Below are 16,116 nucleotides of genomic sequence, written 5' to 3'. Positions count from 1 at the left end.
GCTTTTATCACATAGCAAAAGCTAAACTCGTAAGCTAAACGCTCTCCAGGCATTGAAGAAAAATAATCCATTGTGAATGGTTAATCCTCCCCTTTTAAACGTCAACTTTCACCACCATATGATAGTTAAGATTCATTAACAGGCTATAACTATCCTATGTCTTTTCCTCGTTTATCTGTTCTGGATTTGGCACCCGTGTCCGACGGAACAAACTTCACCGAAACGTTCGAACGCTCCGTTGAATTAGCTCAATCAATCGAGTCCTGGGGCTATCATCGGTTTTGGATGGCTGAACACCATAACATGCCCGACATCGCCAGTGCCGCAACCAGTGTATTACTCAGTCATATTGGAGCGCACACGAACTCGATCCGTTTAGGATCAGGTGGAGTCATGTTACCTAACCATGCACCACTAGTTATTGCAGAGCAATTCGGAACGTTAGAGGCATTATACCCTGGTCGTATTGACCTCGGATTAGGACGCGCACCAGGCACCGACTACCAAACAATGCATGCATTAAGGCGGGAACCAGAGCATATGGATCCTGACTTTGAAGAGCTGTTGGAGGAACTTAATTTCTTTCTTGGTCCCGTATCTCGAAATCAACCAGTCGCGGCTTATCCAGGTAACAACACATCTCTGCCGATTTGGCTTCTGGGGTCGAGTACATACAGCGCACGTTTAGCAGCTAAGAGAGGCTTACCTTTCGCATTTGCTGCACACTTTGCTCCAGATGCAATGTCTCGTGCTCTAAACTTTTATCGAGATGAGTTTGTCCCATCCGAGCATTTAGCTCAACCCTATGTGATGATTTGTGCCAACGTTATCGTAGCGGATACTCAGTCACATGCAGATTTTCTCGCGACAACAGAGAAGCAAAAATTCTTAAAAATGATTCGCGGCAATCGCGAAAAACTTCGCGCACCAGTGAAAAGTATGGCACCACTATGGTCAACACAGGAAAAGCTTCACGTTGAAACTCAATTACGTGAATCTATCCATGGTGATCAAACATATGTAAGACAGAAAATTGAGAAACTTTTGGAACGCACTGGGGCAGATGAAATTATGGTAAACACGATGGTGTTTGAACAATCTGAGAAGTTGAGATCCTACAGGTTACTATCGGAACTCATGGACAAGTAAAAGAATGGAGGCGCCTCCCGGAGTCGAACCGAGGTCCACGGATTTGCAATCCGCTGCATAGCCACTCTGCCAAGGCGCCTTTCTGATATTGTATCTCTGTCACCAAAGATTTTGATGGTGCCCCGGGCCGGACTTGAACCGGCACAGCGCGAACGCCGAGGGATTTTAAATCCCTTGTGTCTACCAATTCCACCACCAGGGCAACGCAATCATGCGACGGGTTAGACACCATCTATCTCGCGACCTTTGCCGTGAGAACGAGGCGTACTTTAACGGATTAATTTATCTGGTCAACAAAAAATTAGTCTTTTTTATTCAAATGGTTAAAAAGACGACTCTAACGAACAAAGGGCGATCATTTTGCTTATTTGATCATCAATACGCTTTGCTTTCGTGCCTTTTAACCTTCTCATTTTATATCAATGAAGAGCCAACAAATCGCGCAAGTTAACAGTATGGGTATAAACTTAACGTGTATTTCAGAGAACAAAATAGCGCTCATCATGTTTCGAAAACCATCATTTCACTTACCCTTACATGCCGACTCCGAACTCGACTTCGTAGTGCCCCACTTCTTCCTTACTGAATTTGATTATGCACGCTCTCTGGAGCAGGGAGTCATCGACGACTTGGATCCTGAATATACACACCAATATCGCGTCACACTGAGGCGCATACGCTCACTATGCTCACTACTTCGCGAACTGATCCCTCCTTTTGAACAGCGTATTTTGAAACCTCATTTAAGAATAATGATGAAGAAAACAAACAAGCTGCGTGATTTGGACGTATTTATCTTGGACAAAAACCAATACATTGAAATGCTCCCAAATCACAAATCGTCTCTTGAGCAACTTTTTTGCTTTATAGAATCTGAACGTGCTTACGAACAAGCAAAAGTTACGCGTTGGCTAGCTACACAAGAATACACAACGCACTGCACTTTGATCAGGAATAGTATGTTGCGAAGTACGCAACACGAACCAGTGGATAGCAACGTACCTGCGTTACTTTTCGCAAGCCAAAAAATCTCCGTTCAATTTAAAAAAGTTGATAAAGCACGACGCAAAATCTCGGACAAAAGTCGTGACAGCGTGATTCATTCGATGCGGATAAAGTGCAAAGCGCTTCGTTATTTGTTAGAAGGATTTTCCACGCTCTATCCTTCCCAACAGCACAAAAACAACGTGAAACAACTAAAACTATTGCAAGACAAGCTCGGTGACTTTAACGACACTTCAAGTCAAATTGAATTTTTCGCACAACTCAAAGAAACAGCAAATCTCAATAAACAAGATCGTAAGGCTTTGAAAAAGCTAATTAACGTACTTAGCGAACATCATGAACTCTCTCGCCAAACCATCTTGACGCATTTAAGCCAGTTTGAGTCTTTCATTCGCGATTCCAATACACAAAATCTCTACCGACCCTAAATCAAGGTTCACGTATTCTTAATATTCATTAATTACAGTCAATCGTTGGGCTCCACTAAGAAAGATAACGTGAAACCATTAAAACGATACCAATACGAGCGCTATGCGGTGCTTTGTAATCTCGCCTACCCTCGCGTCTTCAGACAAACTCAATATGGATTCGATCCTAATGGGCAACGAGTCATTAGAAATGAACACGGTAAGATTATGATTCGCGTGCTCTGGAGTAAAAAACAGAGTGAAGTGGTCGTAGTGATTAAAGGCTCACACAGTATCAGTGATTGGTTGTTGAACTTCGCGATGTGGACGAGAAGTTGTCGAAGGTTGGGACTAAACTATCGCATTCACGCGGGTTTCTATCATCTGTTGTTCCAAGAAAGTTTACCGAGCCGGAATGAAGATCGGTTAGGGTTGACCGTGATCGAACGCCTCGAAGGTATCGTTGTACCACTTATTCTCAGGGGAAAAAGAATCACTATTACTGGCCACTCTTCAGGTGGCGCGATTGGCAGTGTTTTTGCTGACTATATTGAGAAAAAATACCCCAAAAGCATTAAACGCGTGGTCACTTTCGGACAGCCCGCTGTCGGAGATTGGACGTTTAAGAAACGCTACCGTTTGGGGCACAAAACATACAGGATTTGTTGCGACATCGACATCGTGACCTTTATGCCGCCCGTACCTTTTTTGTATTGGCATGTAGGCAAAATGCTATGGTTATATAACGGGAGAATATACGAGAACACCCCAACGCTCATACGGCTTGGGCGCTCCTTATTTAGTTGGTTAATGCGACCGTTCTCTTATCACTTTATGAGTAAATACATCCGCGACAAAGACTTTTTTGATGAACGCTGAGTTAAACATCCGAAAGGTATGACGTACAGACACCAAAAAGCCGGACTTCGCCGGCTTTACGATTAAGTGGTGATCTACAGAGAGGCGATTTCTTTTTCAAGTTGATATTTGTTATCTGTGACAATTCGCTCTAACACTTCAACACGTCGCTTCAAGTCACCAATTTGCTTGTTAAGGTTATCTTGTTCTTCTCGGCTCATCGTATTACGTTCAGATATCTCCAACGCTCTTACTTCTTTACGATGGTTCAAGATTAACTTTATTATCCCGCCCCCAAATATGGCACCGAACACAATAGCCACAACCAATACATCAGCAATAGATTCCATTCTTTATCTTCCTCTAGATTATGCTCAACTATAAGTTACTCATTTGTCGAATGAATATCAAATAACACATTGATTCATTGAAGAGTTTTATCAAGAATTGCCTACTCTGTATCAAAATCACAGGAATGGATTATTCAACGCCAACCCAAACCGAGACAGATCCGCCGTTTACTGGGAACTCAGCCCAACCATTCGCATCAGTCCAAACTTCTTCAGTTCGGATACCCAACTTGTCTACGTAGCGAGCACTTGGTTTACCCGTATACATCCACTTCGAGCCGCCAGGTCCATCACTCATGATCACGGCCATTGAATGTGGATGCTTTGCGTCACCTTCTCGAGTCCAACCAATTACGTCCCAGTGGTCGAGATAAGAATGCTGTTTGCCATACGCATAATCTTTACGCAGTGTTACTAGCTCTTCAATGTAAGGCACTTTGACCATATTGATGTCATGCCCTTTATCACTGTACTGCGCGCCGTAGTAATCTGCATAAAACACGGATGGATAGCCTTCTTCACGCAATAAGATAAACGCGTAAGCGAGCGGCTTAAACCACCAATCAACCGTCGACTCCAAAGCCTGCAAAGGTTGAGTGTCATGGTTTTCTACTAAGGTTACCGCTTTGACTGAATTGTCCTTCATCAGCGTACCATCCATGATTTGACGCATATCGTAGCTACCACCCGATTTAGACGCATTGTAGAAGTTCATATGTAACGGTGCGTCGAATAGAGACATGCTGCCAGAAGTTTTGGTGATAAAGTTATGCAACTGATTAACATCGTAGTTCCAGTACTCTCCGACCGTGAATAGTTCTTTCCCTGTTTTCCAACGTAGGTGATCAATCCATTCTTGCAGGTATTGATATTTGATGTGCTTCAACGCGTCCATTCTAAACCCATCCACACCCGTCATGTTGATATACCACTCGCCCCAGTCTTTCAGCTCTTGCTTCACTTCAGGGTGATCCATGTCTAGGTCAGCGTACATAAGGTAATCGTAGTTGCCTTTTTCCGAGCTAACTTCCCAATCCCATGCCTTACCCTCACCTTTGAATTTGAAGATAGCTTTTTCTTCGCCAGCATCGTCCCAATCCACGCCATCAAAGTGGTACCACGTCCAATGAAAGTTTGAGTACTTGTCGTTGCGCCCAGGGAAATCAAACTCTACCCACGCTTCAATCCATTTATCACCAAGTTCAATATTTCGGTTGTTCCAATCTACTCGCTTGGTATCAACCCAAGACTTTCCATCCGCACCACCGCGATGGTTGAACACCACATCGCCATAAATCTGGATATTGTTTTTATGGGCAGCATTGATGGCGCTTAGGTACTGATCTTTGGTGCCATACTTGGTGCGCACCGAACCTTTTTGATCAAACTCTCCCAAATCGTACATATCATAAACGCCATAACCGACGTCGTTGCTACCACCAGCACCTTTATAGGCGGGTGGTAACCATAACGCAGTAAAGCCGTTATCAGATAGTGCCGACGCGTTGTTTTCAACTTGTGTCCAGAGTGCACCGTCATTTGGCACATACCAATGGAAATACTGCATCATGGTGCCATTTTGTGCCGCCATTACAGGCGAACTGAGCAGCAAAGTTAAGGGTAAAAGTGTAGGTTTAAGGTTGAATGTTTTCATTATTTTTCTCTCACGTTAAGGACTAGAATCCTCCTTTCTGCATATACGCACCAAGCGATACTAACTATGACGCTAGCTAGGTTGCTGCCTGTAATACAAAAAGTTCGGATTACAATCGAAGAGAAACTATCACCAATCACACTATACAATTATTGAGTTGTCTAACATTTATAAAATCAATGATTAGCGCATTAAAAATATTGAATGGTGATCAAAACATGGGAGACTTTAGGAAAGCGCGAAGGGTTACGAAAAGGCGGACTAAAAACGAAAAAAGCCAGTCATTTAAGACTGGCTTTCGAAATAGTGGAGGCGCCTCCCGGAGTCGAACCGAGGTCCACGGATTTGCAATCCGCTGCATAGCCACTCTGCCAAGGCGCCTTTCTGATATTGTATCTCTGTCACCAAAGATTTTGATGGTGCCCCGGGCCGGACTTGAACCGGCACAGCGCGAACGCCGAGGGATTTTAAATCCCTTGTGTCTACCAATTCCACCACCAGGGCAACGCAATCATGCTATGGGTTAGACACCATCTGTCTCATCGACCTTTGCCGTGAGAACGAGGCGTACTTTAACGGATTAATTTATCTGGTCAACAATAAATTTTATCTTTTTTATTTAAGTGCTTAAAAAGCGATCTGACTAGTACATTTGGCATTCAATTAGACCAATAAGCACCCGTTCCCTTTCATTAGCTATTAAGTCATACGCATACTAGTGCCCGTAACTGCTTCGAGGTAAACACGCGACTATCACGTTATGAACGCTGATCTTTTCACCGCTGTAACATCTGTAACAATTTGATTCCCTGCTCTTGGCACGACTGCGTACAGAACATCATATTTTGTTACCGATAACTTTATATCGAATGTGGTCGTACCTTTATAAAATCATTGACTTTTTTTTATTTTCAAACAAAGCTCAATTCATTATCGAAAATATCAATAAATAATGGTACGTTACACGAGTTGCAGTAATTTAATGGACATATATCACATATAAGGATGTGGTTTACTTTGGCGACACAACATAAGAAAAACAAGGTATATCACTAATGTCTATCAAGAATCTTTCTATAGCGAAAAAGATATCGCTATCGTTTTTACTCATTGCCATCGTCAACATTGCATTTGGCGTGTTTTTATCTACAGAGCTCAAAAGCATCAAATCTGAGCTTTTAAACTATACCGACGATACGCTTCCTGCAATGGAAAGGGTCGATTCGATTCGAGATCACTTGTCTCGCTGGCGCCGAGCTCAATTTGCTGCGTACACTTATGAAGACGCAGACCAAGTCAAAACTAAAATTTCTAACAATATTAGAGAACGCGAAAAGATCACTAGAGAGCTCAACGCTTACGGTGAAACTATCTGGCCTGGCGAAGAGCAGCAAACTTACCAGCGTCTTATGCGTCAGTGGAAAAAGTACTTGGTTACTATGGACCAGTACAATGAAGCGATGCTAGCTAACGACAAAAGCAAGGCCCACCCTATTTTGGCGAACTCTTTGTCTGCTTTCGAAGCGGTTGACTCAGAGTTAGGCGAACTAATCCGTCTCCTTAAAGAAGCTATGGATAGCAACAAAACTCATATCCTGTCCTCTGTAAATGGATTGAGTAATTCTTCAATTGCAAGTAACGTGATTATTCTACTGATCATGGTAGGCATGACATACGTGCTGACTCGCCTAATTTGTGGCCCACTTAAACTTGTTGTTGAGCAAGCAAATGCCATCGCAACAGGTGATCTATCAAGTGACATTGACCGCAAAGCAATCGGCAATGATGAGCTTGGTGAACTGGCAGACGCGACCACTAAGATGCAAGATGACTTACGCCAAGTTATCGATAACGTGATTGCTGCAGTTACTCAGTTAAGCAGCGCTGTCGAAGAGATGAACCAAATCTCCGATATTTCTGCGTCTGGTATGAAAGATCAACAGCTGCAAATTACGCACATCGCAACAGCAATGACAGAAATGAAAGCGGCCGTAGCCGATGTTGCTCGTAACACTGAAGACTCAGCGAACCAAGCTAACGAAGCAAACCGCCGCACACAACACGGTGTTCGTGAAACCCAAGGTATGGTTGACGCGATTCATGAAGTTTCAAACGTAATTGGCGCTGCAGGCGATACCGTAGCAGAGCTTGAACAGCAATCGAATAAAATTAACGTGATCGTGGATGTTATCCGCGACATCGCCGATCAAACCAACCTACTTGCACTTAATGCAGCCATTGAAGCGGCGCGTGCTGGTGAGTCTGGTCGTGGCTTTGCCGTCGTTGCAGACGAAGTTCGAACGCTTGCCGGCCGTACGCAAGATTCAACGAGTGAAATCACTTCGATCATTGAGCAGCTACAATCACTTGCAAAAGACGCAAAATCAGCCACTGAACTTTCTAGAACCAGTATCTCAGAATGTGCAGAACAAGGCATTCAATCAAAACAGCTGATGAGCGACATTGAGCATTCGATTTCGGACATCTCAGACATGGGTACCCAAATCGCCACGGCTTGTAACCAGCAAGACTCTGTTGCAGAAGAGCTTAACCGCAGCATTGAAAACATACATTTGGCATCTCAAGAAGTCTCGCAAGGTTCGGAGCAAACCGCACAGGCGTGCCGCGAACTAAGCCAGCTATCCATTTCTCTTAAAGATGTAATGAGCCGCTTTAAACTGAGTTAAACTCAGTGGATACCTTAGTAGATATCAAATCAATCCCGATTTGCTTAAATTGAATGTCATCACTGAGGTATATTTAGGTATATATTCAATCACTATCTTAACAAACGCTCCAAAGCACCACTTGGAGCGTTTTACTTCGTCAGGTACTTTCCCCAAGTACTCAATAACATAACCAATACAAAAAACGCGTACGGAGACTTTATGCGCTTAAATAAAACCTTACTATCACTGACTATCGCTGCTGCAATCGCGGTTCCTGTAATGCAAGCCACTGCCGCTCCTCTTCAAATTAGCAATACAGCAGCAAAAGCAGAGCAAGTTCAAGGTGCTAACGCTTGGCTAGAAATAAACTTAGGTCAGTTCCGCGATAATATTGAACAGTTTAAATCGCACATGGATGGCAAAACGAAAATCTGCGCCGTGATGAAAGCCGACGCATACGGCAATGGTATCGCAGGCCTGATGCCGACTATTATCGAGCAACAAATTCCTTGCGTTGCCGTTGCAAGTAACGCCGAAGCACAAACTGTTCGCGACAGTGGCTTTAAAGGCCAACTTATGCGTGTACGCTCAGCGGATATTGGAGAGATTGAAGCCGTAATCGACCTAAATGTCGAAGAGTTGATAGGCACAGCAGAGCAAGCTAAAGCACTGTCTAAACTAGCCGAGAAAGCTGGTAAAGAAATCAAAGTTCACCTTGCTCTGAACGACGGTGGTATGGGGCGTAATGGTGTTGATATGACGACAGAAGCGGGCAAGAAAGAAGCGCTAGAAATCGCTCAACAAGCTGGCGTTAATATTGTTGGTATCATGACTCATTTCCCTAACTACAATGCAGACGACGTGCGCCAAAAGTTAGCTTCATTCAAAGACAGTTCTGCATGGCTGATTAAAGAAGCGAATCTAAAACGCGACAACATTTTACTGCACGTAGCTAACTCTTACACCGCGCTTAATGTTCCTGAGGCGCAGCTTGATATGGTTCGTCCTGGTGGCGTTTTATACGGAGACTTACCAACTAACCCAGAGTACCCTTCTATCGTGTCTTTCAAAACACGCGTGGCATCCGTTCACCACCTGCCAAAAAATAGCACAGTCGGTTACGACAGCAGCTATACAACAAGCAAAGAAAGCTTAATGGCGAACATTCCTGTTGGTTACTCTGATGGTTATCCACGAAAAATGGGGAATACAGCAGAAGTTCTGATCAATGGCCAACGTGCAAAAGTTGCGGGCGTTGCTTCAATGAACACTACTATGGTAGATGTTACAGGTATCAAAGATGTTGAGCCTGGTTCTGAAGTTGTTTTGTTTGGCTCCCAACAAGGCAAAACGATTTCAGCTGCTGAGATGGAAAAACACGCAGAAGTCATCTTCCCTGAACTATACACGGTTTGGGGAAGCGCGAACCCTCGTGTCTACGTAAAATAAACCTATTCAGTTATTCGTAACAGAGCGAAAAAGCGAGCCTCGTGCTCGCTTTCTTTCTTATTTACTAATCTGTACTAGCTCGTGATGTTATCAATTGAACAGAACTTACTATTTCTGTTGTTTTACTCTCCTTTAGCACTACCAAGTGCGACTCTCTACACTCTGTTTCTTAAAGCCGCTTGGATGGCTCAATTTTATATAGCACTTAGTGTTTGAAAGCCCCTCCAATTGATGTTAAACATGAGGTTTACAAAAGAATAACAAACACACTCGTATGGCACTGCCCTTTTGCCTGCTAGCTAGGTATCTCTATGACAGAAAATACTCAACATCTTCAACGCTCCTCCGCTGAGTTGCACGAATTTAATCGGCTTGACGTCTGGAACGGATTCACCCAACTTTTACCCCTCTCTATGTTCGTGGTCATATTTGGCCTCGCTTTCGGTGTTGCTGCGGTACAGACTGGACTAGATGTATTTCCCACTATGTTGATGAGCACACTGGTCTTCGCCGGTGCTTCACAATTTGCCACGTTAGAAATGTGGGGAGCAGAAGTCCCTCTCATTCCAGTTCTTATTACTGTATTTGCTATTAATGCTCGTCACCTCTTGATGGGAGCCACACTTTATCCATGGTTACGACAACTCCCACCAACAAAACGTTACGGTGTAATGCTGGTAGCATCAGACGCTAACTGGGCAATGGCACTCAATGCATTTGGTAGAAAAGAACCAGGCTTTGGCTTGCTTGTTGGTGGCGGCTTAGCGATGTGGTCTTTTTGGATTGTGGGCACCTGGATCGGCATTTATTTTGGTAGCGCAATCAAAGATCCGGTGGGCCTCGGGCTCGATATGGTTATGGGATGCTTCCTGCTGTCTATGGTGGTGGCCGGGCCGAAAGACTTAAGAATCCTTTCTATTTGGGCCATAGCAGCAGCCTCTTCTATGTTGGCGTATTGGTATTTGCCAGAGAATAGCCACGTAGTGGTTGGCGCCATTACTGGCGGAGTATTGGGTGCTTGTTGGAAGGAGAAGAAAGCATGAACATCGAAACAACCATAGGTGGCACACTGCTTATCATCATCGCTATGGCGTTAGTCACGCTCATAACCCGCTGGGGCGGAGTGTATGTTATGTCATTCATTCCAATTAGCGAACGGGTTCAACGTTTCATTACTGCGATGTCAGGCTCCGTACTGGTTGCCCTTTTAGCTCCGCTAGCAGTAGAGGGTGATAATGGTGCTAGAGCAGCACTGTTTTCTACTGCTGTTGTCATGTTCATCGTGAAAAAGCCTCTACCCGCAATTGCAGCAGGCATCATCGCCGCCGCCGCAGTACGTGCTCTTTAGTCGTTGTTTCAAAGCCGATACCAGTCATCAATAAAAGACCCAAAACACAAAGCCCTGATGTCACGAGTGTCATCAGGGCTTATCTTATGCTCATCATTTTAACGATGAACAACGATTATTAATCATGGTGAGACAGCACATCACGCACAGCAGTTACAATTGCGCTTATATTTGTCCATTTTACCAATACCAGGGTTAAAGGTATTGGTTGGGTCTAATTCGTGGTAAAACTTCTGCAACGAGTTTTCGGCTTCATACAAGTGACCCACGTTATGTTCTGCTGGGTATTTGGCACCACGGCTATTGAGGTGCTCTAGCATCAGCTTTTTCATCAACTTCGTGTCAGTCCCTTTTTTGAAAATGTAATCTTGATGGAAGACGTAACACATAAAGTGACCATAATAGAGCGCTTGAACAAGGTTCTTACTTACCTCTTCAGGCAAAGTTTCTAGCCACTCTTCATCATTACGTCGCAAAGCGATATCAAGTGCAACGATGTCTTCTACGTCTTTTCGGTGAATCGTCTCGTAACGAATTGCTGCACCTGCTGCTGCAAAGCGATGTAAATAAGCTTTTTTACCCTCTTCCGGCGTACACTCGAAGAAATCACAGTCGTCTTCAACAGCCCAAACTTCTTTGAGGTATTTTTGTGCTTCAGCAATACCACCATCACTCATTTTCAATACCAGGTGATGCTCATACTTGTCACGGAAATCCAGCATTCGCTCTGGTAAGTGTTGTGGGAACAACTTGCTCGCGTAGTACAAAATGGTGTCTGGCAGATATTTACTGACAAACGGGATGCGCTCTAAGAAATTTTCTACCTTAGCTTTAAGTGCGAACATTTTTGGCAGCTTATCTGTGCCTAACAAGTCGATGGATAAGAACACATCCTTGCCGTACTTCTCTGCCATGTTGAAGATATCTCGATGCAAGTATTCTCCCATCTCAGGCAAGTTATCAAACGTAGATAAGAAGTCTTTTCGCAACTTCGTTAGTTTCGCAGGGTCATTGGTGCCAAGGTAAAAAACCTGCTCTTTTTCTGGGACTGGGTAGCTGTCAACCCGAACGGCAAAAACACCCAACTTGCCAGCGCAGCCACTAGCTTCAAATAATCGGCGTTCATCGGCATTAAAGCGAGAAGGAATGTCAGAAGTCACGTCTCGAACACGTTCATCGTATTCTTTGTCTGACGCCATTCGCTCATCATGAATGATCTTCGCTGGGTCAAAGTTCCCTTCTTGCAGGTTTGTTAGAATTTCTTCTGGCGTTTCACCTAATCCTTCAATACCAAGGTGGTTCACCAAATGTAACTGGCCTTGCTTATCCACCTGCGCATAGATCGCCAGTTCCGTATAAGCAGGACCACGCTTAACTAGCGCACCGCCTGAGTTATTGGCGATACCACCGACCACAGTGGCACCTAGCGATGAAGAGCCGATGATAGAATGCGGTGCTCGGTTCACTGCCTTCAACTCTTTCTCCAAAGAGTGTAAGCTCGCACCAGGCAAGCAAACCGCCTGCTTACCACCATCTAATAAGTGAATCTTCTTGATTTTGGTAATATTGACCACAACCACATCGCGATCATAATCATTACCACTCGGAGCCGAGCCCTCTGTTAAACCTGTTTTAGCCGCCTGCATGATAATGATGCAGTTTGCTTCAACACACTGTTTAATAATCTTCCATTGTTCTAGAAGAGTGTTAGGAAACACGATAGCAAGCGCATTACCACTACCCGAACGAAACCCCGAGCGGTAATATTTCGTTTTAACCTCGTCGGTTAGAACATTTTCTTCCCCAACGATGGTTTTAAATTCTTCAATCAGCTGCTTTTGTTTCATATCCGTATCTCTAGTTATTGTACTTCGCTCACAACACCGCTTAGCGGCAGGCATAGCGTTTGAGCCACTATAAGCAGTCCATTTCTCTGCGTCTATGTCAGACGGGCGAGCAATACGTAATCAATAAACAACAAACAAAATAATTCTTTATTTTTCTGTCACTTATCTTTCACATTTGAGAAATTTAACGTAAGAAACAGACCGTTTCTTAAAAGAAACAATAGCAAAACCATTTGTTAACAGTTGTGCGGGGTATCTTGTTATCAATATTAGTGAAGAAAACGAGGAGAAGCGTAAGCCCCTAAATTTAAGAGGATTCTTAGAAATGAAGATGGAAACATAAGCTCAACACCAATATAACGATCGGTGTTGAGTTATTGGCTTAAAATCGATGGTTTTGACTTTGAAAGCTTGAGTATAGATGATCGATAAAGATCTTAATTTTTTCTGGTTGCTGACGAGTGTAGGGATACACCGCATAAATACCCAAACATTTGGCTGTTTCGTCTTTAAATAACTGAATCAGACTGCCTTGTTTTAAGTCTTCATAAACCAATACACGCGGTACATAGATGATTCCCTGCCCTAACAGCGCTACATTTCTCAATACAGAAGAATTGTTGGTACAGAGGTTACCGTCGACGGTGATTTGATATACCTCGTCTCCATCTTTAAACGCCCACTCATGCGCTCCGGTTTCTTGGTAGGAATAGACTAAACAATTGTGTTTAGCCAAGGCTTGAGGTTGTTTAGGTATGCCATGTTTAGCTAGGTATTGGGGTGACGCGCAAATGATCCAATTCGCATCCACCAGCTTTCTTGCAATCAGACTAGAATCTGGCAACACACCCGTTCTAATTGCCAAATCAAAACGTTCATTCACGATATCGACGAAACGATTATCTAGATCCATATCGATATTGATGTCTGGGTATTTCTGATTAAATTCATTAATCACTTGAGGAAGAATTAATTCACCAGAGATAGTAGGCACCGAAATTTTAATGTGTCCAGATAAGTTTTTACCTAAACCCACAATGGATTCTTCCGCCGTTGCCACCGCTTGATAAACCGCTTTTGCATGAGTAAAAAACGCTCGTCCTGCTTCAGTCAACGTTAGCGTTCGCGTTGTTCGGTAGAGAAGCTGTACACCAAGCTCTTGTTCAAGCTTGGCAATGCGTTTACTGACGACCGATTTGGTCAGTGACATATGTCTCGCGGCAGCACTGAATGAACCTTGCTCGATCAAGTGATAAAAAATGATGTAATCGTCGGTATTTCTCATGCGTCTTCGTCCAAATCCTTTGGAAGCCCGTATTGTAAACTGAAATTGGCTGAGGTGCGAAACATCGGGTCACACTTAATATCAGAAACTCGTGACAGAGATGGGGTTGCTAAGCTCACAGGTAATGAAAAAGAGATGGTATGAATTTATCAGTCTTCAGATACAAAAAAACCAGCTTTCGCTGGTTTTAAGTTGATGCACTTGGCATCGAGATACCGCCATGGCCATATCTGAATAATTTGGAGCGACACACGAGGTTCGAACTCGTGACCTCAACCTTGGCAAGGTTGCGCTCTACCAACTGAGCTAGTGTCGCATTTATTCTCGAAAGCCATTCGCTCTCAAAAGAATAATGGAGGCGCCTCCCGGAGTCGAACCGAGGTCCACGGATTTGCAATCCGCTGCATAGCCACTCTGCCAAGGCGCCTTTTTTATTACGCTTCAGGGCTCTACCCCGTTGCGTTGGTGGCTACTTTACGGATTGAGAGAAGATAGTCAAACAAAAATATTTCATTTTCTGTTCGTTTGATTTCTTTTAAGTCAATTCGACCAAAGTTCGATCTTATTGGCTTAAAACGAAGCAATATAAATCTAGCTTTCAGTTCGTTTTGTCCCATGAAACATTAAGGCGTTTAATAGTTGCTGACCCTTTTTAGCAATCTTCCCACAACATTAGGGTGATAAGACCAAGTGTGATCAAACATCGACATTAATGCAGGATTTCCGTATTTCGATAAGCTAATCGCGTGAAAACGGTTTTTCTTCGCTTTGAGCGCATCCACTTTGGCCAGTAACTCGTCTTGTTGTTTTGGCGCGATAAAGTCGGAAATGACTACCATGTCTGCGTTTTTATATTTATCACCGCTCATCAAGTCGATAGATTTAATCAAAGTTGGCTCTAAGTCTGTACCACCATGGAAGCTATAAGTTAGAAAGTCCGCCGCCTCGCGCAGACCATCTTGTTTGGTTAGTTCGTAGGTAATGTGTTCCGTAGAAAAAATAATGACATAGCAATCACGTTGCTCCGCTAGTGCGATTTGCATCAGAGCATAAGCCATGGCTTTGGCGCATTGCTCAGGAAAGCCACTCATGGAACCGGACGCGTCCACACAAACAATGAAGGGGCCTTTTTCGATATCTACCGCTTTATGGTCAGGTCGGTGAGCTTTAACTTTACGTAACGTGCGCGATTTGCCTTGTGTACGATAGTTCATGAGCCGTTTATCAACTAAGTGTTTATAGAACACAACTTCAAGTTCAGGATACGCCAAAAACATCGTTTCGTTGGGAAGTAGCTTATTTAGATCATCGCTTTCGTGAATACCGACAATATCATCCGTCGCCTCATCACTTTTCTCTTCGACCAATTGAAGTTCTTCAGTGGGCGCACGATTTAGTTCAGGATCATTTACTTGCCCCGCCATACGACCGAGTTGCTCCGCAATTTCTTGCAAGCCTTGGTGCTTCTTCAAAAACTCAGCATGGCGTTTCATCACCGTTAAGTCTGTTTTACTCAACTTGGCAGATGCCATATCCCACAGGCGCCCTACACTTTCAGCATCACCCGACTCCGTGACTTTATCCATATTACGCATGGTTTCCATACGTTGATACAGGTCATTCAGCACCTTTTCTTTATTGGCTTCAAGCTCGCTTACTTGCGCTTGTTTTATTGCATCGGTGAGGCTTTGGTACCATTGGTCACAAAAGTAATGTGGGAACATAGGGTTATTCATCCCTTTGTTCTTTTCCATCATTCGGCGAGCTTGCATGTAAAACGCAGAGTGCCATTCCAGCTTTTTAATCACACCTTCGATGTTTTCAAAAAACGCCTCTTCATCCCAATGAATAACCTCTTGATATAAAGACAGCTCTTGTTGGAAACGCTCTGTCTCACATACCTTGGTGATCCGTTTTTTAACGCTGCCTCGCCACTTTAACAAGTGACCTTTGACCGAAGATTTAACGCCTCGGTTTTCTGCCATCATCATGACTTGTGAACGAGCCATCAAATCATTAACTGCGCTATCGATGATGCCGGAGTCGGCCACCATCAGCGCAAGGTTAAGTCCGTCTGCACCTAGCATGTCGTCTC

The 16,116-nt window shown here is 43.8% G+C and carries 12 protein-coding genes and 6 tRNA genes; 7 read left to right on the top strand and 11 right to left on the bottom strand.

Translation table 11 applies throughout. The features are described from left to right. Positions 1-156 precede the first annotated feature (156 nt). Positions 157-1,149, top strand: coding sequence for an LLM class flavin-dependent oxidoreductase (locus R7P35_RS03540; protein ID WP_025767734.1), 993 nt, complete (start codon positions 157-159; stop codon positions 1,147-1,149). Positions 1,150-1,154: 5 nt separating this feature from the next. Here R7P35_RS03540 and R7P35_RS03535 read toward each other — a convergent pair. Both R7P35_RS03535 and R7P35_RS03530 read right to left on the bottom strand, forming a co-directional pair. Continuing rightward, positions 1,155-1,228, bottom strand: a tRNA-Cys gene (locus R7P35_RS03535). 36 nt (positions 1,229-1,264) lie between these two features. Then, a tRNA-Leu gene (locus R7P35_RS03530) sits at positions 1,265-1,351 on the bottom strand. A gap of 301 nt (positions 1,352-1,652) precedes the next feature. Here R7P35_RS03530 and R7P35_RS03525 point away from each other — a divergent pair. Together R7P35_RS03525 and R7P35_RS03520 are read left to right on the top strand one after the other, a co-directional pair. Continuing rightward, positions 1,653-2,582, top strand: a complete 930-nt coding sequence (locus tag R7P35_RS03525; RefSeq protein WP_025767733.1) for a CHAD domain-containing protein — start codon at positions 1,653-1,655, stop codon at positions 2,580-2,582. Between the two features lie 69 nt (positions 2,583-2,651). Then, on the top strand, positions 2,652-3,440 hold the full coding sequence (locus tag R7P35_RS03520; protein ID WP_005375991.1) for a lipase family protein: 789 nt from the start codon (positions 2,652-2,654) through the stop codon (positions 3,438-3,440). Positions 3,441-3,514: 74 nt separating this feature from the next. Here the strand turns inward: R7P35_RS03520 and R7P35_RS03515 are convergent, their stop codons facing one another. The 4 genes from R7P35_RS03515 to R7P35_RS03500 all read right to left on the bottom strand — a co-directional run bounded on the left by R7P35_RS03515 (position 3,515) and on the right by R7P35_RS03500 (position 5,927). Further along, entirely contained in the window at positions 3,515-3,769 is a 255-nt protein-coding gene (locus R7P35_RS03515) for a hypothetical protein (RefSeq protein ID WP_005375990.1), read from the bottom strand. Positions 3,770-3,899: 130 nt separating this feature from the next. Then, positions 3,900-5,423 carry an alpha-amylase gene (gene amyS, locus R7P35_RS03510; RefSeq protein ID WP_025767732.1) on the bottom strand — a complete coding sequence of 508 codons (1,524 nt, stop codon included), beginning with the start codon at positions 5,421-5,423 and terminating at the stop codon, positions 3,900-3,902. Between the two features lie 307 nt (positions 5,424-5,730). Then, positions 5,731-5,804, bottom strand: a tRNA-Cys gene (locus R7P35_RS03505). Positions 5,805-5,840: 36 nt separating this feature from the next. Next, positions 5,841-5,927, bottom strand: a tRNA-Leu gene (locus R7P35_RS03500). A gap of 551 nt (positions 5,928-6,478) precedes the next feature. On the opposite strand from R7P35_RS03500, the gene R7P35_RS03495 reads away from it, so the two are divergent. The 4 genes from R7P35_RS03495 to R7P35_RS03480 all read left to right on the top strand — a co-directional run bounded on the left by R7P35_RS03495 (position 6,479) and on the right by R7P35_RS03480 (position 10,889). After that, on the top strand, positions 6,479-8,110 hold the full coding sequence (locus R7P35_RS03495) for a methyl-accepting chemotaxis protein (RefSeq protein WP_025767731.1): 1,632 nt from the start codon (positions 6,479-6,481) through the stop codon (positions 8,108-8,110). A gap of 201 nt (positions 8,111-8,311) precedes the next feature. After that, positions 8,312-9,541, top strand: coding sequence for an alanine racemase (alr, locus tag R7P35_RS03490; protein ID WP_213904507.1), 1,230 nt, complete (start codon positions 8,312-8,314; stop codon positions 9,539-9,541). 311 nt (positions 9,542-9,852) lie between these two features. Continuing rightward, positions 9,853-10,584: an AzlC family ABC transporter permease gene (locus R7P35_RS03485; RefSeq protein ID WP_213904508.1), complete on the top strand. Its 732-nt coding sequence runs from the start codon at positions 9,853-9,855 to the stop codon at positions 10,582-10,584. Beyond that, complete coding sequence (locus tag R7P35_RS03480; protein WP_005375985.1) at positions 10,581-10,889, top strand: AzlD family protein; 309 nt, start codon at positions 10,581-10,583, stop codon at positions 10,887-10,889. Before R7P35_RS03485 ends, R7P35_RS03480 begins: the two co-directional genes overlap by 4 nt. Before the next feature lie 140 nt (positions 10,890-11,029). On the opposite strand, the gene dld is transcribed toward R7P35_RS03480, so the two are convergent. From dld to viaA, 5 genes are all read right to left on the bottom strand, one after another. Next, positions 11,030-12,736 carry a D-lactate dehydrogenase gene (gene dld, locus R7P35_RS03475; protein WP_053303669.1) on the bottom strand — a complete coding sequence of 569 codons (1,707 nt, stop codon included), beginning with the start codon at positions 12,734-12,736 and terminating at the stop codon, positions 11,030-11,032. A 382-nt stretch (positions 12,737-13,118) separates the two neighbouring features. Further along, positions 13,119-14,021 (bottom strand): LysR family transcriptional regulator, encoded by a 903-nt coding sequence (locus R7P35_RS03470; RefSeq protein ID WP_053303670.1) that lies wholly within the window; start codon positions 14,019-14,021, stop codon positions 13,119-13,121. Between the two features lie 240 nt (positions 14,022-14,261). Further along, a tRNA-Gly gene (locus R7P35_RS03465) sits at positions 14,262-14,337 on the bottom strand. 37 nt (positions 14,338-14,374) lie between these two features. Then, positions 14,375-14,448 (bottom strand) — tRNA-Cys (locus tag R7P35_RS03460). A 205-nt stretch (positions 14,449-14,653) separates the two neighbouring features. Continuing rightward, positions 14,654-16,108 carry an ATPase RavA stimulator ViaA gene (viaA, locus tag R7P35_RS03455; RefSeq protein WP_213904509.1) on the bottom strand — a complete coding sequence of 485 codons (1,455 nt, stop codon included), beginning with the start codon at positions 16,106-16,108 and terminating at the stop codon, positions 14,654-14,656. Between the last annotated feature and the right edge of the window lie 8 nt (positions 16,109-16,116).

The organism is Vibrio sp. Vb0304, from assembly GCF_033338995.1.
In the GTDB taxonomy this organism is placed as follows: domain Bacteria; phylum Pseudomonadota; class Gammaproteobacteria; order Enterobacterales; family Vibrionaceae; genus Vibrio; species Vibrio alginolyticus.
This window is presented reverse-complemented; position numbering and strand designations above follow the sequence as displayed.